Origin of the sequence: Amycolatopsis sp. NPDC059657 (genome assembly GCF_042734395.1) — a bacterium.
Classification (GTDB): Bacteria; Actinomycetota; Actinomycetes; order Mycobacteriales; family Pseudonocardiaceae; genus Amycolatopsis.
Map to the genome: position 1 here is coordinate 23,502 of NZ_JBHWEB010000029.1, position 19,019 is coordinate 42,520.

General features: G+C 68.7%; 24 protein-coding genes. 17 read left to right on the plus strand and 7 right to left on the minus strand.

The features are described from left to right. Nucleotides 1–7: 7 nt before the first annotated feature. The 3 genes from ACFV15_RS17905 to ACFV15_RS17915 all read left to right on the plus strand — a co-directional run bounded on the left by ACFV15_RS17905 (nt 8) and on the right by ACFV15_RS17915 (nt 2,304). Nucleotides 8–481, plus strand: coding sequence for a VOC family protein (locus ACFV15_RS17905; protein WP_378351572.1), 474 nt, complete (start codon nt 8–10; stop codon nt 479–481). 189 nt (nt 482–670) lie between these two features. Further along, a complete protein-coding gene (locus ACFV15_RS17910) occupies nt 671–1,720 on the plus strand; it encodes a reverse transcriptase family protein (protein WP_378351573.1) in 1,050 nt (349 codons plus the stop codon). Then, nucleotides 1,717–2,304 carry a pentapeptide repeat-containing protein gene (locus ACFV15_RS17915; RefSeq protein ID WP_378351574.1) on the plus strand — a complete coding sequence of 196 codons (588 nt, stop codon included), beginning with the start codon at nt 1,717–1,719 and terminating at the stop codon, nt 2,302–2,304. Before ACFV15_RS17910 ends, ACFV15_RS17915 begins: the two co-directional genes overlap by 4 nt. A gap of 98 nt (nt 2,305–2,402) precedes the next feature. Here the strand turns inward: ACFV15_RS17915 and ACFV15_RS17920 are convergent, their stop codons facing one another. Then, entirely contained in the window at nt 2,403–4,703 is a 2,301-nt protein-coding gene (locus ACFV15_RS17920) for a TNT domain-containing protein (protein ID WP_378351575.1), read from the minus strand. Between the two features lie 98 nt (nt 4,704–4,801). On the opposite strand from ACFV15_RS17920, the gene ACFV15_RS17925 reads away from it, so the two are divergent. Further along, a complete protein-coding gene (locus ACFV15_RS17925; RefSeq protein ID WP_378351576.1) occupies nt 4,802–5,653 on the plus strand; it encodes a bifunctional methylenetetrahydrofolate dehydrogenase/methenyltetrahydrofolate cyclohydrolase in 852 nt (283 codons plus the stop codon). 53 nt (nt 5,654–5,706) lie between these two features. Next, nucleotides 5,707–5,943, plus strand: a complete 237-nt coding sequence (locus ACFV15_RS17930; protein WP_378351629.1) for a DUF3017 domain-containing protein — start codon at nt 5,707–5,709, stop codon at nt 5,941–5,943. Nucleotides 5,944–5,955: 12 nt separating this feature from the next. Here ACFV15_RS17930 and ACFV15_RS17935 read toward each other — a convergent pair whose 3' ends face one another. Together ACFV15_RS17935 and ACFV15_RS17940 are read right to left on the minus strand one after the other, a co-directional pair. Further along, nucleotides 5,956–7,122 (minus strand): MFS transporter, encoded by a 1,167-nt coding sequence (locus ACFV15_RS17935; protein ID WP_378351577.1) that lies wholly within the window; start codon nt 7,120–7,122, stop codon nt 5,956–5,958. A 119-nt stretch (nt 7,123–7,241) separates the two neighbouring features. Then, the gene (locus ACFV15_RS17940) at nt 7,242–7,562 is read right to left on the minus strand and encodes an ArsR/SmtB family transcription factor (RefSeq protein ID WP_378351578.1); all 321 of its coding nucleotides are present in this window, start codon (nt 7,560–7,562) and stop codon (nt 7,242–7,244) included. Nucleotides 7,563–7,653: 91 nt separating this feature from the next. Between ACFV15_RS17940 and ACFV15_RS17945 the strand changes: the two genes are divergently transcribed. Together ACFV15_RS17945 and ACFV15_RS17950 are read left to right on the plus strand one after the other, a co-directional pair. Then, nucleotides 7,654–8,835, plus strand: coding sequence for an MFS transporter (locus tag ACFV15_RS17945; protein WP_378351579.1), 1,182 nt, complete (start codon nt 7,654–7,656; stop codon nt 8,833–8,835). A 319-nt stretch (nt 8,836–9,154) separates the two neighbouring features. Then, a complete protein-coding gene (locus ACFV15_RS17950; RefSeq protein WP_378351580.1) occupies nt 9,155–9,673 on the plus strand; it encodes a TrmH family RNA methyltransferase in 519 nt (172 codons plus the stop codon). Nucleotides 9,674–9,676: 3 nt separating this feature from the next. Here the strand turns inward: ACFV15_RS17950 and ACFV15_RS17955 are convergent, their stop codons facing one another. Then, complete coding sequence (locus ACFV15_RS17955) at nt 9,677–9,871, minus strand: DUF1918 domain-containing protein (protein WP_378351581.1); 195 nt, start codon at nt 9,869–9,871, stop codon at nt 9,677–9,679. Nucleotides 9,872–9,954: 83 nt separating this feature from the next. On the opposite strand from ACFV15_RS17955, the gene ACFV15_RS17960 reads away from it, so the two are divergent. The 3 genes from ACFV15_RS17960 to ACFV15_RS17970 all read left to right on the plus strand — a co-directional run bounded on the left by ACFV15_RS17960 (nt 9,955) and on the right by ACFV15_RS17970 (nt 11,806). Then, nucleotides 9,955–10,599: a spermidine synthase gene (locus ACFV15_RS17960; protein WP_378351582.1), complete on the plus strand. Its 645-nt coding sequence runs from the start codon at nt 9,955–9,957 to the stop codon at nt 10,597–10,599. Continuing rightward, complete coding sequence (locus tag ACFV15_RS17965; RefSeq protein ID WP_378351583.1) at nt 10,596–11,228, plus strand: hypothetical protein; 633 nt, start codon at nt 10,596–10,598, stop codon at nt 11,226–11,228. Before ACFV15_RS17960 ends, ACFV15_RS17965 begins: the two co-directional genes overlap by 4 nt. A 95-nt stretch (nt 11,229–11,323) precedes the next feature. Next, nucleotides 11,324–11,806 (plus strand): hypothetical protein, encoded by a 483-nt coding sequence (locus ACFV15_RS17970; protein WP_378351584.1) that lies wholly within the window; start codon nt 11,324–11,326, stop codon nt 11,804–11,806. A gap of 64 nt (nt 11,807–11,870) precedes the next feature. On the opposite strand, the gene ACFV15_RS17975 is transcribed toward ACFV15_RS17970, so the two are convergent. Beyond that, nucleotides 11,871–12,821 (minus strand): alpha/beta hydrolase, encoded by a 951-nt coding sequence (locus ACFV15_RS17975; protein ID WP_378351585.1) that lies wholly within the window; start codon nt 12,819–12,821, stop codon nt 11,871–11,873. Between the two features lie 129 nt (nt 12,822–12,950). On the opposite strand from ACFV15_RS17975, the gene ACFV15_RS17980 reads away from it, so the two are divergent. Next, nucleotides 12,951–13,403: a MarR family winged helix-turn-helix transcriptional regulator gene (locus ACFV15_RS17980; RefSeq protein ID WP_378351586.1), complete on the plus strand. Its 453-nt coding sequence runs from the start codon at nt 12,951–12,953 to the stop codon at nt 13,401–13,403. On the opposite strand, the gene ACFV15_RS17985 is transcribed toward ACFV15_RS17980, so the two are convergent. Both ACFV15_RS17985 and ACFV15_RS17990 read right to left on the minus strand, forming a co-directional pair. Continuing rightward, nucleotides 13,400–13,762 carry a DUF2203 domain-containing protein gene (locus ACFV15_RS17985; RefSeq protein ID WP_378351587.1) on the minus strand — a complete coding sequence of 121 codons (363 nt, stop codon included), beginning with the start codon at nt 13,760–13,762 and terminating at the stop codon, nt 13,400–13,402. The genes ACFV15_RS17980 and ACFV15_RS17985 overlap by 4 nt on opposite strands. 14 nt (nt 13,763–13,776) lie before the next feature. Further along, nucleotides 13,777–14,199 carry a hypothetical protein gene (locus ACFV15_RS17990; protein ID WP_378351588.1) on the minus strand — a complete coding sequence of 141 codons (423 nt, stop codon included), beginning with the start codon at nt 14,197–14,199 and terminating at the stop codon, nt 13,777–13,779. A 162-nt stretch (nt 14,200–14,361) separates the two neighbouring features. Here ACFV15_RS17990 and ACFV15_RS17995 point away from each other — a divergent pair, with 162 nt between their 5' ends. The 6 genes from ACFV15_RS17995 to ACFV15_RS18020 all read left to right on the plus strand — a co-directional run bounded on the left by ACFV15_RS17995 (nt 14,362) and on the right by ACFV15_RS18020 (nt 19,007). Beyond that, on the plus strand, nt 14,362–15,582 hold the full coding sequence (locus ACFV15_RS17995) for an NADP-dependent isocitrate dehydrogenase (protein WP_378351589.1): 1,221 nt from the start codon (nt 14,362–14,364) through the stop codon (nt 15,580–15,582). A gap of 198 nt (nt 15,583–15,780) precedes the next feature. Next, on the plus strand, nt 15,781–16,071 hold the full coding sequence (locus tag ACFV15_RS18000; RefSeq protein WP_378351630.1) for an SH3 domain-containing protein: 291 nt from the start codon (nt 15,781–15,783) through the stop codon (nt 16,069–16,071). 48 nt (nt 16,072–16,119) lie between these two features. Beyond that, nucleotides 16,120–16,914: an alpha/beta fold hydrolase gene (locus tag ACFV15_RS18005; protein WP_378351590.1), complete on the plus strand. Its 795-nt coding sequence runs from the start codon at nt 16,120–16,122 to the stop codon at nt 16,912–16,914. Nucleotides 16,915–17,000: 86 nt separating this feature from the next. After that, complete coding sequence (locus tag ACFV15_RS18010) at nt 17,001–17,435, plus strand: SRPBCC family protein (RefSeq protein ID WP_378351591.1); 435 nt, start codon at nt 17,001–17,003, stop codon at nt 17,433–17,435. Between the two features lie 45 nt (nt 17,436–17,480). After that, a complete protein-coding gene (locus ACFV15_RS18015) occupies nt 17,481–18,278 on the plus strand; it encodes an exodeoxyribonuclease III (protein ID WP_378351592.1) in 798 nt (265 codons plus the stop codon). Nucleotides 18,279–18,299: 21 nt separating this feature from the next. Next, complete coding sequence (locus ACFV15_RS18020) at nt 18,300–19,007, plus strand: hypothetical protein (protein ID WP_378351593.1); 708 nt, start codon at nt 18,300–18,302, stop codon at nt 19,005–19,007. Nucleotides 19,008–19,019 lie beyond the last annotated feature (12 nt).

A 19,019-nucleotide genomic window follows, 5' to 3' on the forward strand; every position in this document is an offset into this window, starting at 1 on the left:
CCAGACAATGCCGATTCCCGAGGGCTACCACACCGTCACCCCGTGGATCATCACCCGCGACAGCCGCCAGGCGATGGCGTTCGCCGCACGGGCGTTCGACGCCGAGGAGATCGCGGTGGTGGCCATGCCCGACGGCTCCGTCGGGCACGCCGAAATGCGGATCGGCGACTCGGTGGTGATGTTCTTCGACTCGCGCCCCGAATGGCAGGACACGCCCTGCTTCCTGCGGCTGTACGTCGAGGACGGCGACGCCACGTTCAAGCAGGCGCTCGAAGCGGGCGCCACCGCGGTCACCGAGATGACCGAGCTGTTCTTCGGCGACAAGGTCGGCCGCGTCCGCGATCCGCTCGGCAACGTCTGGTGGATCCAGGAGCGGCTGGAGGACCTCGATGAGGCGGAAGCCATGCGCCGCATGGCAATGCCTCGCTATGCCGACGCGATGGATTACGTGACGAGCGCGAATGTCGTACCCCTTCGTTAGGGTGTGATCAGCGACGCGGAGGTGAGCACGGTGGAGTGATCCACCCGCTCCGGGGCAACCCCGGGGCGCACCATGGCACCTGCGCACGGCACCCCACGCCGATGGGCACGCTCCGCGGACGACGCGGCGCGGTCGAACGGAGAAAAGGTCGCCTCCGCGTCGCTCTTCAGGTACTGGAAAGGATTTCGGGTGCTCGGTCCGGTGTGGCGGTGGCCGGTCGCGCGCTGGGAGACGTTCGCGGACTGCGCGCGGGCGCTGGATCTGACGGAAGGGGAGCTGAGCTGGTTCGCTGACACACGCACGTGGAACAGGCGCGCGGACGCACCGTTGCGGCACTACACGTATCGCTGGATCCCGTCGGCGAGCGGTGGGATCAGGCTGCTCGAACGGCCGAAGCCGCGGCTCGCCGAGCTGCAACGGCGAGTGGTCCGCCATGTCGTCGGCGCGCTGCCGGTGCACGACGCCGCGCACGGTTTCCGTGCGGGCAGGTCGTCGCTGACCTGCGCCACGCCGCACGCCGGCCAGGCGCTGGTCGTGCGCATGGACCTCGAGGGTTTCTTCCCGTCGGTGTCCGCGCGCCGGGTCCGCTCGCTGCTCCTGCTCGCGGGCTACCCGGAAGCCGTGGCCGTCGCGCTGGCCGGAGTGCTCACCACGGCCGCGCCGGTCGACGTGATCACCGCCGCGCCCGGCGGCACGCGCGACGCGTCCCGCGTGCGGCTGCTGAACAATCTCGCCCGCACACACCTGCCGCAGGGCGCGCCGTCGTCGCCATCGGTGGCGAACGCGGTCGTCCACCATCTCGACCACAGGATCGCCGGGCTCGCGCGCGTACTCGGCGCCACGTACACCCGTTACGCCGACGATCTCGCCTTCTCCGGGCCTGCTGACCTGCCGTTGCACCGGCTGCTGCCGGGTGTCCGCGAGATCGTGCGCGCTGAGGGATTTCGCTTACGGGACAGCAAGACTTCGATTGCCGCGGCGCACCACCGGCAACGCGTCGCAGGCCTGGTCGTCAACTCCGCGCCCGCCGCGGCCCGCTCCGACTACGACGACCTGCGCGCGTTGCTGCACAACTGCGCCCGCACCGGTCCGGCGGCGCAAAACCGTTGCGGGCGCCCGGATTTCCGCGCGTACCTGCTCGGCCGCATCGGCTGGATCGGTACCGGTCATCCCACGTGTGCCGCCCGGCTCCGCGCGCTGTTCGACCGCGTCGAGTGGCCGGATACGCTGCCGGTGTGATCGAAACGGGCGAGGACTACCGCGACGCCGTCATGCCGAGAGCGCACTGGGAGAAGCGGCAGTTCGTCCGCTGCGACTTCAGCGAGGCCGACCTGCGCGGCCTGCGCACGCAAGGCTGCACCTTCGACGAGTGCGACTTCACCAAGGCGGACCTCGGCGACTCCGTGCACACGTCGTCGGCGTTCCGCTCGTGCACCTTCGACCGCACGGTGCTCGCGGACACCAGCTGGTCGGGCTGCTCACTGCTCGGATCGTCCTTTGTGGACTGCCGAATGCGCCCGATCTCCTTGAAGGACTGCGACTTCTCGCTCGCCTCACTCAGCCGCGCCCGCCTCGGCAAAGTCGGATTGGCAGGCCTCCGCTTCCGCGAGGCCAACCTGCTCGACGCCGACCTCTCCGACACCGACCTCACCGGAGCCGACCTGCGCGGCGCCCGCCTCCAGGGCGCCAACTTCGCGGGCGCCGACCTCCGCTCGGCCAAACTCGACGCACACGGCCTGGTCCAGGGCACCTTCACCGGCGCGACCGTCGACCTCGAAACGGCCGTCGCCTACGCGGCCGCCCACGGCCTCCTGGTCACCTAGGGAAAAAAATCCCAATGCGGCATTGGTCAGGTTTCAGCGCCCCAATGTGGCTTTCGTCAGCTCAGAGCTGACGAAAGCCACATTGGGATTTTTTTGGCTCAGTCGACCGGGGGCTCGCCTGGGTCCAGCTCGATCAGGTCGCCCTCGGCCAGCAGGGTTTCGATCGAGGCGGGCAGCAGGTAGGCCGAGCCGCCGCCGGGCTGGTTGAACCACGGGATCGCGACGCCTGCCAGTGCTTCGATCGGGCGTTGCACCCGGTACACGTGGTACGGCCGGTTGACCCACTCCGGGACCAGCGAGCGCTCCTCGAACGGCGTCCCGGCGGCGTACGTCAGGTTGCCGTTCGGGCCACCGAAGCGGTCGAGCTCGCTGCCCGCGGGCAGCTCGCGGAGCTCCTTGCCTCGGAACAGCGTCAACGGCGGCTCGCCCGCCATCGGGCCGATCGGCCACTGCTGGTTCGACGAAGGAGCGGCCGCGCGAGCGGGCTCCTGCCTCGGGGGCACCGGAACCGCGACGGTCGGCGCAGGTGGCGGCGGCTCCCGGCGCGGGGGCGCCGGCGGTGCGGGAGGCACCGGCGGGACGGCCGGTGCGGCGGGCGGAGGCGGGATCGGCGCTCCCTGTCCACGCTGCGGCAAGGGTGCCGGGGGAGGCGGTGTGGCGGCGAGCGGCGGCGCCGCGATGGTGGGCGGGCCACCACGCGGGTCCTCCGCGAGCGTCGCCTGAGGGTCGAAGTCGTCCTGCGCCGGGGGAGCCGCGGCGGGCACACCCGTCGCCTGCTCCGGCGTCAACGTCGCCATGACCGGCGCGGGCGGCTCTTCGACGACCGGCTCCGGTTCGGGCTCGGGTTCCGGCTCCGGCGGCGCGGCGAAGGCCTGGCCGTCCGGGTCGAGCAGCAGCTTGCCGAGCATGAACGCCGCGGCGTCCTCGGCGTCGCCGAACACGGCGGGGTTGGTCAGCTCGCCGTCGTACCAGCCGACCCGCCAGCCCGACTCGATCTCTTCGACGCTCCAGCCACGGTCGGCCGGCTCGCCGATGCGGTACGCCTCCGCGGGCACGTTCAGCTCGCCCAGCTTCGCCTGCAGCTGGTTCAGCACCGGCTCACGCGGTTCGGGTTCCGGTTCCGGCTCGGGTTCGGGCTCCGGCTCTGGTTCCGGCTCGTGCACGACCGGGACCACCGGCGCCTGCGGCACAGGCTCGGGCACTGGCGGCGGCGCGAACGCGGTCGGGTGCTCGACACCGGGCTCGGTGCCGTTCGCGCCCATCCCGGCAGGCACCTCTTCGGTGATCTCCTCCGGGCTCTCCTCGATCAGCTGAGCGGCAGGCTCCGGCTGGTGGAACGCTTCCTCTTCCTCGTCGAAGTCGTCGATGAACGGATCGTGGATCTGGGTCTGGTCGAACTCGTCCTCGAACGGCGGATGCTCGGCCGCGACGGGCGCGGGCGGCTCCGGCTCGGCCGCCGGCGGCGCCGGCGGCGGTGCGACCGGGGGAGCAGGGGGCGGGGGCGGCGGCGCACTGGCCTGCGGCGGGACCTGGGCAGGCCGCGGCGGCTGGAGGTACGCGGCGGCCGCCTGCAGCGTCGCCTCGTCGGCCTCCGGCAGCGCGAACCCGGTGCCCCTGATGTGCTCGACCAGGTCAGGCTCGGGAGACACCCCGTACTCACGCAGGTAGAAGTTGACGGCGGCAGGCCAGATCCACTGCCCGTCGCTGTGGAACGCCACCGGCACGGTCGCCTCGGGCGTCTGGGCGAGCCGGTCGACGTCGTAGCCGCGCTCGGAGACCACGAGCGGCGCGGCGTCGAGGTAGTCGAGCAGCCTGTCCTGCTCGTCGACCTCGAGGTCGGGCCGGTTGATCACCGGACGCCCTGCCGGGCCGATGGTGTCGAAGATCCGCGCGATGCGGAACCGGGGGCCGCCTTCCGGCTGCAGCCCCGACATGCGGCGGATGAGCCACTCGGGGACGTTCTCCTCCGAGCGCGGGAACATCCGCAGCTCGTCGGAGTAGGCCTGCGGCGGCGGCGCGAGGTGCCAGCGCGGCTCGTCGCGGTTGTACTCCAGGTTGTAGCTCGACGGGTGGTCCAGCTGGTACTTGGCGTTGAACCAGGTACCGCGGCCGTCCCGGTACATCCCGGCACGGAGCTTGCCGAACAGGGTCGCGATGTCGTGGGTGGCGACCCACTCGACCGCGGCGCCGTCCTCGGTGATGATCTCGCCGGTCATCTCGTGGTACCTGCCGACGGCTCGGTACTCCGCGGTGACCCGGCGCCAGTCGCGCGGGGCGGCTCGCAGCAGGGCAAGGCCGATCTGCTTGACCAGTGTGTCCTGCTCGGTCGCGTTCAGCTGGGTCGTCGGTTGTGCCACGTGAACATTTTGACTGTTCAACGGCCGCTGTGCACCCCGCATGTGAGGTTTGCGGCCTTGAACACCTTCTGAAATGCCTTGACCTGGGCAAATGTGTCCACACTGAACCCGTCGGAGACGGCTTTGCCAGAATGGGCGCCGTGACGGCGATCGTTCTGGACGGCAAGGCCACCAAAAACGCCATCTTCGCGGAGCTCGCGCCCCGCGTCGCGGCTCTCGCTGAGCGGGGGGTGACGCCCGGGCTCGGCACCGTCCTTGTGGGTGACGACCCCGGCTCGCACTCCTACGTGAAGATGAAGCATGCGGACAGCGCGAAGATCGGCATCAACTCGATCCGCCGCGACTTGCCTGCCGACATCACGCAGGAGAAGCTCGAAGCCGTCATCGACGAGCTCAACGCCGACCCGGCCTGCCACGGCTACATCGTGCAGCTCCCACTGCCGAAACACCTGGACGCGGGCCCGATCCTGGAGCGCATCGCGCCGGAGAAGGACGCCGACGGGCTCGCGCCGGGCAGCCTCGGCCGCCTCGTGCTCGGCCAGCCGGGGCCGCTGCCCTGCACGCCTTACGGGATCATCGAACTGCTGCGCCGCCACGACGTCCCGCTGAACGGCGCGAACGTCACGGTCGTCGGCCGCGGGATCACCGTGGGTCGCACCATGGGCTTGCTGCTCACCCGGCGGAGTGAAAACTCGACGGTCACCCTGTGCCACACCGGTACCCGCGACCTCGCGGCCGAGGTGAAGCGCGCGGACATCGTCATCGCCGCCGCCGGGGTGCCGGGGATCATCACGCCGGACATGGTCAAGCCCGGCGCCGCCGTGCTCGACGTCGGTGTGTCCCGAGTGGACGGCAAGCTCGCAGGCGATGTCGCGCCTGGTGTCGAAGAGGTCGCCGGCTGGCTGTCGCCGAACCCCGGCGGTGTCGGGCCGATGACGCGGGCGATGCTCGTCAGCAATGTCGTCGAAGCCGCTGAGCGATCGCTCGCGTGAGTGTCGTGACGCCCAAGCGCACCCGGCTGACGCAGCTGCCGTTCGCGGTGGTGATGCTGATCGTCGCCGTCGCGGCGCTGCGGATCGGGCAGTACCACTGGCGCCAGGGCGCGGCGCTGATCGGCGCCGCGCTGCTGGTCGGCGCGGTATTGCGGGCGGTGCTGTCCGATGAACAGGCCGGTCTGCTGGCCATCAGGGGCAAGGCCGTCGACTTCCTGACCTACGCGGGCCTTGCCACCCTGATGCTGTTCGTGACCTTCACGATCACCGGCGGGCCGTTCGACTCCTAGTGTTCGCGTCTCCTAGGCGAGCGCGAGCTGGCGCTCTTCGCGCTTGTCCAGCCCGCCGGAAACCACGGCGATGCTGAGCCCGAACACGGCCAGCAGCGCGCCGACCCAGTTCGGCGCCACCAGGCCGAGGCCGCCGGCGATCACCAGGCCGCCGAGGTAGGCGCCGATCGAGTTGGCGATGTTGAACGCCGACTGCACGGCCGCGCTGACCAGCGACGGCGTGCCGCCTGCCTTCTCCATGATCCTGGCCTGCATCATCGGGCCGATCATGAAGCCGGCGAGTCCGACGAAGAAGATCGTGATCGCGGCGCCGACCTTGCCCTGCGCGGTGATCGTGAAGATCCCGAGCACCGAGGCCAGCGCGAGCAGCGAGATGTAGAGGCTCGGCATGAGGCGCTTGTCGGCGAGGCGGCCGCCGACGTAGTTGCCGATGGTCATGCCGACACCGGCGAGCGAGAGCAGCACCGTCACGTGGCCGGGCGAGTACCCGGCGATGTCGGTGAGCATCGGCGCGATGTAGGACAGGCAGGCGAACACGCCGCCGAGTCCGAACGTGACGATCGCCAGCGCCAGCCACACCTGCGGGCGGCGGAACGCGTCGAGTTCACCGCGCAGCGACGGGTTCTCCGGGCGGCCCTGGTGCGGGACGAGCTTGGCGATCGCGGCGATGGCGACCAGTCCGATCAGCGAGACCACGAGGAACGTCGCACGCCAGCCGACGCGCTGGCCGAGCAGGGTGCCCAGCGGCACGCCGACGACATTGGCCAGCGTCAGGCCCATGAACATCATGGACACGGCCTTGGCGCGGTTGCCCTTTTCGACCAGGCTCGACGCGACGACCGCGCCGGCGCCGAAGAACGCGCCGTGCGGCAGCCCGGCGACGAAACGGAACGCGACCCCGAACTCCTGGTTCGGCGAGAACGCGAACAGGACGTTGCCCAGGGTGAACAGGCCCATCATGGCCAGGAGCATGGTCTTGCGCGGCAGCCGGACGGCGGCCGCGGTGAGCAGCGGTGCGCCGACCACGACGCCGAGCGCGTAGCCGGAGATGAGATAGCCCGCCGAGGGGATGGACACTCCGAAGTCGGCGGCCGCCTGCGGCAGCACGCCCATCATGACGAACTCGGTGGTGCCGATGCCGAATGCGGCGATGGCGAGCGCGAGCAGCGCGATGGGCACGGCTCTCCTTTCAGGTACTGAATCGATACAGTTCACGGGCATGAATAAAGACAGTCAGCGGGGCCCCCGACGTCGCTGAGCTGTCCTGCAGTTAGTTCAACCTATGAGGGGATGTTTTGTCATCCCGATATCGCGTGAGGCTGCCCACTCGTCTGGTGATCGACGGCGGGCGCGGTCAAGATCGCGTCGAGCAGCCCGGGAAACGCGAGGTCAAGATCGTTGCGCCGCAACGAATTGAATCTTGTGGTGCCCTGCTGCCTGGCCTGGATCACGCCGGCTTCGCGCAGTGTGCGCAGGTGATGGGTGAGTGTGGACTTGGTCACCGCGACGTCGAATCCGCTGCAGGAGATCTCGCCGTCCTCCTTGGCGAGCTGCCGCACCATCTTGAGCCGGACCGGGTCGGCGAGTGCCTGCAGGACGGCTTCGATGGGTGCGCTCATGGCGTCCATAGTACGACACTCATCGAAATTGTCGGACCCTCGTAGTACGGTGTTCTTCGTAGTACGACAGCTATCGAACATTGGGGATCCGATGCCAGCTCCACCACGCACCGCGGTACTCGCTTTGGGCACGTTCGCCGTCGGCACCAGCGGGTACGTCGTCGCCGGGCTGCTGCCCGCGCTGGTGACGGAGCTCGCCGTGTCCCCGTCGACGGCAGCCCAGCTGGTCACGGCCTTCGCCATCGCGTACGCCATCGGCTCCCCGCTGTTCGCGGCCGCCACCGGGCGCTGGGAGCGGCGCCGCCTGCTGGTCGTCGCACTCGGCATCACGGCGCTCGGCAACGCGCTCGCCGCGGTGGTCTCCGGCTTCGAGCCACTGCTCGCGGCCCGCGTGGTCACCGCGATCGGCGCCGCCGTGTTCACGCCCGCGGCCAGCGCCGTGGCGGCCGAGCTGACCGCGCCGGAGCACCGCGGCCGCGCGGTCGCGCTGGTGTTCGGCGGGCTGACGATCGCGACCATTCTCGGCGTCCCGCTGGGCAGCCTGTTGTCTCAGCACTTCGGCTACCGCATGGTGTTCGCGCTGGTCGCGGCCTTCTCGCTGCTGGGAGCGGCGGCGGTCGGCCTGGTGCTGCCCAAGGTCGCCCCGCCGCCACCGGTCCGCCTGGCCGAGCGTTTCATGGCCGCCGCAGACCCTCGCGTCCTCGCGATGATGGGCGCGACCGTCCTCGGCTGCCTCGCCGCCTTCAGCGTGTACACCTTCATCGCGCCGGTACTGGCGGAGACCACGGGCGTGCACGGCACGGCCGTCAGCCTGCTGCTGTTCTGCTACGGCATCGGCGGCGCGATCGGCAACTGGCTCGGCGGCCGCGTCACCGACCGCTGGGGTCCCCGCCGACCCCTCCTCGTGGTCTTCACCGCCACCACCCTCGTGCTCGCCACCCTGCCCCTGGCCTCGACCACCGTCCTGGGCGCCGCGGTGATCCTCTTCCTCTGGGGCCTCTGCACCTGGTCGGTCAACCCACCCATCCAAAGCCGCCTGATCGAACTCTCCCCCCGCCAGGCCGGCCTCGTCCTGTCCCTCAACGCCTCCGCCATCTACCTCGGCGTAGGACTCTCCGGCCTGGTCGGCGGCGCCGTCCTCCACTCGGCAGGCCCCCGCCTCCTCCCCGAGGCCGCAGCCATCCTCAGCGCACTGGCCCTCCTCGTAATCCTGCTCGGCTTCCGCCGCCCCGCCCCCACCCCGACCCCCGACTTGGAGCCCGCCCCCGCCTAACCCGCCCCCGCCCGCCGTGTCCGACGCCCAGGCTCGCGTGCCGACTGCTCAGGCTCGCGTGCCGACTGCCCGGGTACGCGTGTCGTCCATCCAGGTACGGATGCCGACTGACCGGGCACTCGTCTTGGGGAGCACGGCAGGCGGACTTGGGACCCGAGTTCGCTTGCCCCGCACGAATGTTCGCCCCTCGTGTACGCGAACTTGCCTCTCGCGCACGCGAACTGGCCCTTCGTGCACGTGAACTTGCCGGTCCCGTACGCGACTTGACCTAGACTGGAGTCATGACGATCAACCTTGGAGGCCCCGAACCTCGGCTCTGGTGAGCCCGTCGATCCGGGTCCGCGGTCGCGCGGAACTCAAGGCGTCCCGGCGCCGCCGAAGGCATTCCTGCTGGGGACATCTGGTCGCGGCTCCGCTGTGGCCGTTGCACGGCGCCAACCTGGGCACGCTGCTGCGGACCTGCGATGCCGTCGGCGCGTGCCTCGCGGTGCCGCGTCATCCCTGGGTGCCGGAAGCATTGCGCAGGGGGAACACCTTGCGCCAGCCCGCTTGTGTGCACTGGGTCGGCGATCCGCTCGGCTGGCTCGGCAGGGAACGGAAGGCGGGCAGCGCGGTCGTCGGCGTCGAACTGGCCGAGGGCGCGATGAGGCTCGCCGAGCTGCCTGCCGCGCGCGGGCGGACGGTCGCGGTGCTCGGGCATGAACAGTCCGGGATTCCGGACGAGGCCGTCGCGTTGCTGGACGTCGCCGTCGAGATTCCCATGGTGGGTACCGGTTCGAGCCTCAACGTCGCGGTCGCGGGCAGCCTGGTGCTGTACAAGCTCGCCGGGCTCTTGTGACCGCTACTTCTTCGAACCGGCGGCTTCGACTTCGCAGTCGGGGCCGGGTACGACGAGACCTTCGTGGCCGTCGGTGAAGCGGACCAGGTAAGGGGGCGAGCCGTTCGCGCCGCGGACTTCGATGATCTCGCCGCGTTGGCCGCCCGCGCCCACGGTGCGGCCGTGGACGTGGATTTCGTCTCCGACTGTCGCATGCATGGCGTACCTCCGTCACTCCAGGTTAAGAGCAGGCGGCTGCGTCGTACAGGGGGCGATCGGGGAGAAATCGCTATGGTGGCTGGGTGACCAAGGTGCTCGATGAGGTGAACGGAGTCTGCGGCAAACTCGTGCTGCGCCAGGACGGCGCCGATTTCGAGGTGATCGCCAACGGTGTCTTCCTGATGGACACCCGTAACGGCGAGTCGGAGCGGCTGCTCGTCTCCGTCGCCGCGGACATGGTGCCCGGCAAGGCGAGGATGCTGATCGGCGGGCTCGGCGTCGGCTACTCACTGCGGGCGGCGCTGGACCATCCCGGGGTCGGCGAGATCGTCGTCGTGGAACGGGAACGGTCCGTCATCGAATGGAACCGCACCGGCCCGCTGCGCGAGGTCCACCGCGACGCGCTCGCCGACCGCCGGGTCACCGTCGTCGAAAGTGACCTCGTGAAGTGGTTGCACCGCACTGAAGAGCGGTTCGACGCCCTGTGCCTCGACATCGACAATGGTCCACAATGGACTGTAACGAAGAGTAATGAGGCGCTCTATGGTGACGCGGGTCTTGAAGCACTCGCCGATCGGCTGCGACCTGGCGGTGTGGTCGCGGTCTGGAGTGCCGAGGCCGATTCCAAGTTCACCCGCCGTCTCCGCTCCCGATTCAACGAGGTGCAGGTCTTGAAAATCCCCGTCCCCAAAGGTGAACCGGACGTCATCTGGCTGGCACGCCGGTGACACTCGCCGAAGCCGTCCACAACAACGCGCGGTGGTGTGACCTCGTCTGCCGCGCCAACGCCAACCCCGGCGAGTTCACTCCGCTCGCCTGGACCGCGAAGTCCCGCACTCCGCTGTATTACCCCGACGCCGTCACCTTGGATCCGGCCGCCACCGCGGCCGACATCCTGCCCGCCATCGACACCACCTCCGGCTGCTCGGTCAAGGACAGCTTCGCCAGCCTCGACCTCGAAGGCTTCGAAGTCCTTTTCACCGCGACCTGGATCACCTGCCGCCCCGCTCCGGCGCCGTCGCCCTGGATCGTCGTCCGTGACCCGGAAACCTTGCGCACAGCGGATTTCGACCTCGAAATCTTCCCTGCCGACGACTCGGTGTCCGTACTCGGCCACTTCGACGATGACCGCTGGCGCAGCGGCGCGATCGTCAACGTCAGCGGCGAGGTCGTCGGCCTGTCCAACCTCTTCACGACAGGCGATCCTGCCGAGGCCTGGTCCGGCGTGACCGCCGCCATCGCCACGCGGTTCCCGGGGAGACCGATCGTCGGCTACGAACACGGCGCCGACCTGGCGGCCGCTGTGGACTGCGGCTTCACGCCGTTGGGCGACTTGCGGGTCTGGCTCAAGCCGTAGTCCCGGCCATCGGCAACTCCGAGGGCTGAAAGACTTTTGTGGCACTATCGAGGCTGCCGATCCATGGGGGACGGCATCGACTCCTGGGGGAGTACATGTTTCGTCGTGCACTGACCGTTTGTGCTGTCGTCGCGGGCATCGGGTCCGCGTTGGCGCCCGCCGCGTCGGCGGAAAGCATTCCGGAGACCGTCGACTTCGTCGCCGAGGACGGTGCTTTCCCGTTCGGCGGGCAGAGCGGGCATTGGGTGGCCGGGCCCGACCACGAGGTGATGATCCGCGAAAGCGGCAACGTCCTCAAGGTCGACGCGGACGCGAACGGCGGGTTCGATTACTTCGCACTCGAATTCACCGGCCCGGACGGTGCCTCGCTGCGGCCCGGCACTTACGACCATGCGGGCGGCGCGCACATTCTCGCCATTTCCGGAGGCCTCGGCTGTACCGATGACTACTCCGCCTTCACCATCACGCGCATCGAGCGCGACGGCGAGCAGCTCGTCGCGCTGGACGCCACGTTCGAACAGCGATGCAGCGGTCCTGACCACCCGGCGTTCCGTGGCTCGGTGCACTTCGAGCGTTAGCTGAATCGACTTCCGGTGTCGGATCGCCCAAGGTCAGGGTGATCCGGCACCCGGAGGCGCTACTTCAGAGACCGAACGCTTTCTTAAGCGTCGTGATCGCCTGGGTGATAGCGGCCTCGGCCGCGTAGGTCTCGCGCAGCGCGTTGAGCATCACGAAGTCGTGGATGATGCCCTGATAGCGCACCGCCGTCACCGCGACACCGGCTTGGCGCAGCTTCGCGGCGTACGCCTCGCCCTCGTCACGCAACACGTCGGCCTCGCCGGTGATGACCAGCGCGGGCGGCAGCCCGGCGAGGTCGTCGAGGCTCGCGCGCAGTGGTGACGCGGTGATCTCCGCGCGCTGGGCCGGGTCCGTCGTGTACTGGTCCCAGAACCACTTCATGCCCTCGCGCCCGAGGAAGTAGCCCTCGGCGAAGCGCAGGTAGGACTCGGTGTCGAAGTTCGCGTCGGTCACCGGGTAGAAGAGCACCTGCTGCAGGAAGTTCACGTCGCCGCGTTGCTTGGCGAGCAGGGTGACGGCCGCGGTCATGTTGCCGCCGACGGAGTCGCCCGCGATGGCGATGCGCGTGGTGTCGAAGCCGTGCTCGGCGCCATGCTCGGCCACCCACTTCGCCGCCGCGTAGTTCTCCTCGATCGCGATGGGGTAGCGGGCCTCCGGGGAAAGGCTGTACTCGGGGAAGACCACCGCGGCTCCCGTGCCTGCCGCGAGTTCGCGGACGAGCCGGTCGTGCGTGTGCGCGTTGCCGAACACCCAGCCCGCGCCGTGCAGGTACACGAGGACCGGCAGCGGTCCGGTCGCGTTCTCCGGGCGGAAGATCCGGACCTTGGGCCCGCCGGGAACGGTCAGGTCTTCGATATCGACGGCAGGCTTCGCGATTTCACCCGACTGGACCTCGTCGACCGCCTTGCGGCCTTCGGACGGATCCAGCTCGAACAGGTAGGGCGGGTTGTCGGTGGCCTCGGCGAAGGCCTGGGCGGCGGGTTCCAGCGCGAGGTTGTGCGGGTTGGCGGTCATCTCGGTCTCCTCAAGTGCCGGTGGACTGTCTGCCCGATAAGCTAGCGAGCAACTAAGTTGTGCACAACTAAACTGTGCGCGATGAGATGTAGCGCACTTAGATTGCGAGGCGGGAAAGGTGTGACCACAATGGACGATGTGGAAGAAACGCCCCTGCTCGACGACCAGCTGTGCTTCTCGCTGTACGCCGCTTCGCGTGCGGTGACCGCGCTGTACCGGCTGCTGCTCAAGGAGCTGGAGATCACCTACCCGCAGTACCTGGTGATGCTCACCCTCTGGGAGCACGGCGACCGCGGTGTCACCGAGATCGGCGAGGCGCTCAGCTTGGACTCCGGCACGCTGTCACCGCTTCTCAAGCGGCTTGAAAAGCTTGGGCTCGTGCGTCGCGAGCGCCGCAGCGAAGACGAGCGTTCGGTGCGCGTGACGCTTACCGAAGAAGGCGACGCGCTGCGCGCGAAGGCCACTTGCATCCCCGGTGCCGTCACCGAGGCGATGGGACTTCCCCCGGTGCGCTTCAACCAGCTGCACGCCACGCTGCGGGAGCTCACCCGCTCGGTGAACGCGTACCGCGAGACGCTTTAGTCCAGCGGGCGGCGCCCGGCGAACCCCAGGTCGAGCCGGTGATACCAGCCGAGCTCGGGGTCGCCTTCGAGCCAGCACAACAGCACCGGCACGCCATCGAGGTCGGCGGGAAAGTCGACCAGCAGTGGCGCGAAGCCCTTGAGTTCCGCGCCCGTGCGCTGGACCGTGGTCATCAGCTCGTCGAGCCTGGCCTGCGCGCCCTTGAGCTCGGGCAGCCCGCCGAGTTCGGTCGGGGTGCCGCCGGGGTTCAGGGAGGCGACCAGTTCGGCGGCGTCCGCGCGGACGGCCACCAGTTCGTCGAGTACCGGACGCAGGCGGGCGAGCTCGGCGCGCGCCTCCGGCACCGTGAACAATCCCATGGCCGCCATCGTAATTAGCCCACGGGCAGGCTCAGCGACCCGTTCACGTCGTCGCGCGCGACGTGGATCGTCCAGCAGCCGCGGGTGGGGAAGGCGAACCCGGTGCCCCATTCCTCGCCGGGGACGTCGAGTGTCGAGCCACCATGTCCCTCCGGCCCCCACGTCGGCCCGACCGCCTGGAAGTCCGGCCCCGTCGCGCTGAACCGGGCGGGCCCGGTGCCGGTGATCCGCCAGACGATCTTCGTCTCGACGCCCGCGGTGATGGCGCCGGTGGTGAACAGCACCGCGAACACCGTTCCGCCGGTCGACTGCGCCTGGATCACATTGCCGTCGAAAGCGGGCGGATGTGCGCAGTCGACCTGCGCTTTGACTTCGATCGGCGCGGGCGCGCACCCCGCGAGCAGCAGCAGGGCGCCCCCGATCCCCAAAGCTCTCATCCCCCTACGATCCCGCCCGGTGATGTCGCACACAATGGCCTGCTGAGAGACTTGATACTGACCACTTCTAGAACCATTCAGGTCCGTTTAGCAGTACGCTCGTACCGCTACCCAGAGGCTTAAGAAGACGCGAAGATCCGCGCGAGAGGAGCACCGTCGCTCATGGCCAAGATCAAGGTCCAGGGCACCGTCGTCGAGCTTGACGGCGATGAGATGACCCGCATTATCTGGCAGTTCATCAAGGACAAGCTGATCCACCCGTACCTGGACATCAACCTGGACTACTACGACCTGGGCATCGAGGAGCGCGACCGCACCGACGACCAGGTCACCATCGACTCCGCGAACGCCATCAAGAAGCACGGCGTCGGCGTCAAGTGCGCGACGATCACCCCTGACGAGGCGCGGGTCGAGGAATTCGGCCTGAAGAAGATGTGGCTCTCGCCCAACGGGACGATCCGCAACATCCTCGGCGGTGTCATCTTCCGCGAGCCGATCGTCATCCAGAACATCCCGCGCCTGGTGCCGGGCTGGACCAAGCCGATCATCATCGGCCGTCACGCGCACGGCGACCAGTACAAGGCGACCAACTTCAAGGTCCCCGGTCCCGGCACGCTGACCATCAGCTACACCCCGGACGACGGCTCCGAGCCGATGGAGTTCGAGGTCACGAAGTTCCCCGAGGGCGGCGGCGTCGCCATGGGCATGTACAACTACCGCAAGTCGATCGAGGACTTCGCGCGCGCTTCGCTGCAGTACGGCCTCGACCGTGAGTACCCGGTCTACATGTCGACCAAGAACACGATCCTCAAGGCCTACGACGGCATGTTCAAGGACGTGTTCGAGGAGATCTTCCAGGCCGAGTTCAAGGCCGACTTCGACGCCAAGGGCATCACCTACGAGCACCGCCTGATCGACGACATGGTCGCCGCGGCGATGAAGTGGGAGGGCGGCTACGTCTGGGCGTGCAAGAACTACGACGGTGACGTCCAGTCCGACACCGTCGCGCAGGGCTTCGGCTCGCTCGGCCTGATGACCTCGGTGCTGCGTACCCCGGACGGCCGCACCGTCGAGGCCGAGGCCGCGCACGGCACGGTGACCAGGCACTACCGCCAGCACCAGCAGGGCAAGCCGACCTCGACCAACCCGATCGCGTCCATCTACGCGTGGACCCGTGGCCTCGAGCACCGCGGCAAGCTGGACTCCAACTCGGAGCTCATCGGCTTCGCCACCAAGCTGGAGCAGGTCGTCGTCGAGACCGTCGAGAGCGGCAAGATGACCAAGGACCTCGCACTGCTGGTCGGCCCCGACCAGGCCTGGCAGACCACCGAGGAGTTCCTCGCGACCCTCGACGAGAACCTCGCCAAGAAGATCGCGGGCTGATTTTCACCTGATCGACCGTGACGGCCTCCTTCGTTCGCGAAGGAGGCCGTCACTTTTTGTAATGGGGTGGTCACGCCATTGGCGCTGTCGGGTGGTTGATCGCGCCAGAGCTGTCCGCCGGGCCCACTGTGTGTCTACCCTGGTCGAGGACAAGTTCCGTCCTGAGGAGCACAGGTGTTCTTGGGCATTCCGAAGAAGATGCTGATCGTCATCGCCGTGCTGGCCGGTGTGCTGATCGTCTACGTGCTGGGCTCCGACAAGCAGTCCGCGGCGAGTTCGCCGACGGGATGCAAGGTGATCGTCACCGCCGACGTGCTCAACGCGCGTGACGCGCCGGCCGTGAACGGCGGCATCGTCGGCAAGTACACCAAGGACGCGAAGATCGACGCGCTCCCGCTCGTGCAGAACGGCTACCGCAAGATCGCCGAGGGCAAGTGGGTGTCCGCCGAGTTCGTCAAGCCGCTCGAAGGCTCCGCCAACTGCGGCTGACCTGCCGATCTTCGAAAACTGTCGGTGTGCCCTGTTAGACACGAGGGCATGGAAACCCGGTTCCTGACTCTCGCGGACGGACGCCGGCTCGCCTATCTCGACCAAGGCGGGCCAGGGCGGCCGTTGCTCGCGCTGCACGGCATGTGCGGACGCGGGCGGATGTTCGCCGGCCTCGCCAGGCGACTCGGCCCGCGGTGGCGCGTCGTCGCACCGGACCAGCGTGGACACGGCTGGTCGGACGCGGCTTCCTGCTACTCGCGTGAGGGTTTCGTGTCCGACGCCGCGGAAATGATCGAGCGACTGGGCATGGGCCCGTGTCCGGTGCTCGGGCATTCGCTAGGCGGCGTCAACGCCTTCCAGCTCGCCTGCTGGCGCCCCGAGCTGGTCACGGCGATCGTGGTCGAGGACATCGGTGCCAGGCCTGAGCCCGGACCCGCGGGCTGGATGTACGAGCTCCCCGTCAGATTCGACGCCTTCCGCGACCTGCGGCGGGCACTCGGCGAAGCCATGGCCGGTCAAGAGGATTACTTCCTCGAGAACGCCGCCGAGTTCGAAGACGGCTGGGGATTTCGGTGGCGCGCCGCCGAAATCGAGTCCGCGGGCCGGAGCCTGGGCGGTGACTGGTGGCCGGACTGGCTCGGGTCCGGCTGCCCGGCGCTGCTGATCCACGGCGGGCGCAGCGAGGTGCTGTCCGCCGCCGAGGCACGGGAGATGGTCCAGTCGCGGCCGGGTACGCGGCTGGCCACCTTCCCGGAGGCCGGGCACACCCCGCACCGGGTCGAGCCGGAGCGCTACGCGAAGGAGGTGGGCGCTTGGCTGGACACCCTCACAACTTCACAGTGAACCTCGCAGAGCCGTCCGCGTAACGGGTGTGGAGTCGGAGCGACTCCCACGATTACCGATCCCGGTTCTCGGAAGGCAGGCGCGTCATGAAGAAGGTGCAGACCAAGGTGGTGACACCGTGGCCGGTCGAGCATGTCTATGCCTACCTCGTCGACTTCACGAACCAGGCGGAATGGCGGTTCGACGTGCTGGCCTCCGAGCTGGTGTCGGGCGAGACCGGGCAGGTCGGCGCGAAGTACCGGCAGAAGGTCAAGCCGGGCCGCAAGGAGACGTCGAGCGATGTCGAGCTCACCGAGGCCTCGCAGCCGAACGAGGTCGCGTTTCGCACGCTCGCCCCCGGGCCGGTGACCGTGTCCGGCACCTGGCACATCCAGCCGAGTGGCGAGGGCACCGAGGTCGTCTGCGACGTGGTGATCGAGACCAACGGTGTGCTGCGGCTGCTGGAGCCGACGATGGGTCCCCAGCTGCGGAAGATCGCCGCGAAGTACGAGGCCGCGCTGGCGGAGAAGCTGAACGCCTGACGGGCCTGAGCGGACTTGTCGGACCCTGCCGGTAGCCTCGCTGGCGTGCTGACGGTCTCCACTGTGAATGTCAACGGCCTGCGCGCCGCCGCCAAGAAGGGCTTCGTCGAGTGGCTCGCCGCCACCGAGGCGGATGTCGTCTGCTGCCAGGAGGTGCGCGCCGAGCTCGACGAACTGCCGCCGGCCGTCGCCGCGCCGGAAGGCTGGCATGTCGCGCACGCGAGCTCCGTGGTCAAGGGGCGCAACGGCGTCATGGTGTTCAGCCGGATCGAGCCCGAGCTGGTGCGGATCGGCTTCGGTGAGGCCGAGTTCGAGGACAGCGGCCGCTATGTCGAGGTGCACCTTCCCGGGGTGATCGTCGCGAGCCTGTACCTGCCCAGCGGCGACGTCGGCACGCCTCGGCAGGACGAGAAGGAACGCTTCATGGCCGCGTTCCTGCCCTATCTCGTCGAACTGCGTGGCAAGGCGGAGGCGTCGGGCTCAGAGGTGCTGGTGGTCGGTGACTGGAACATCGCGCACGCCGAGGTCGACCTGAAGAACTGGAAGACCAACCGCAAGAACTCCGGCTTCCTGCCGGAGGAGCGCGCGTGGATGGACCGCGTCTACGGCGAGGCCGGGTACGTCGATGTCCAGCGCCGTCTCGACCCGGAAGGCCCCGGCCCGTACACGTGGTGGTCCTACCGCGGCAAGGCGTTCGACAACGACGCCGGCTGGCGCATCGACCTGCAGGTCGCCACTCCCGGGCTGGCCGAGCGGGCGAAGCTCGCGGTGGTCGAGCGTGCCGAGACGTATGCCGAGCGGTGGTCGGACCATGCGCCGGTCACGGTGACCTACTCCGACTGAGCGACGCGACTGGGGCGGACCGTGGACACCAACGAGGCCAACCGGATCGAGACGACCAACTCCGAGCGCTACCAGCTTTCGCTCGCGCAGGGCTGGCACTTCCGCGCGGACGCGCCGGATCTGCTCGGACGGTGGCGGGTGCTGCCGTTCAGCCAGCACGGTGACAAGCGGCTCGCGTTCGGCATGCTGGCCGGCGCGTACCAGGGCATGCCGTTCACGACGTTCGACTTCCACCGGCGGCCGACCGTGACGAGCGTGCACACCCGGTGGACGAACAAGAAGATCAACGAGCTCGACACGATCACCATCGACTCGGTGCGGGTGGTGACGCTGCCCGTGGCGATGCCGAACTTCCAGATCGTGTCCAGTGTGGACTCCGCGTTCGAGACCGACGCCTATCCCGAGCCCGCGACGGCCGACCGGAAGTTCAACCGGTGGTACAAGCTGATCGGCACCGACCCGAATCTCGCCGTGCACATACTGACGCCGCAGGTGATGAGCACCATGCGGCAGCTCAAACTGCACACCTGGTCGCTCGTGGGGAACGAGCTGGTCTACGTCGAGCATCCGATCTTCGGCCGGACCAAGCCGGACGATGTGCTGGCAGTGCTCGGAAAACTGCTGTCGCTGGTTTCCGTGCTGCCACTTCATCTTGGGCAGCGACAGGTTCAGCGACCGCAGCAGTACGGCTATCCCGGGCAGTTCGGCCAGCCGCCGCGCGGGTACTGAGACGAGCAGGCT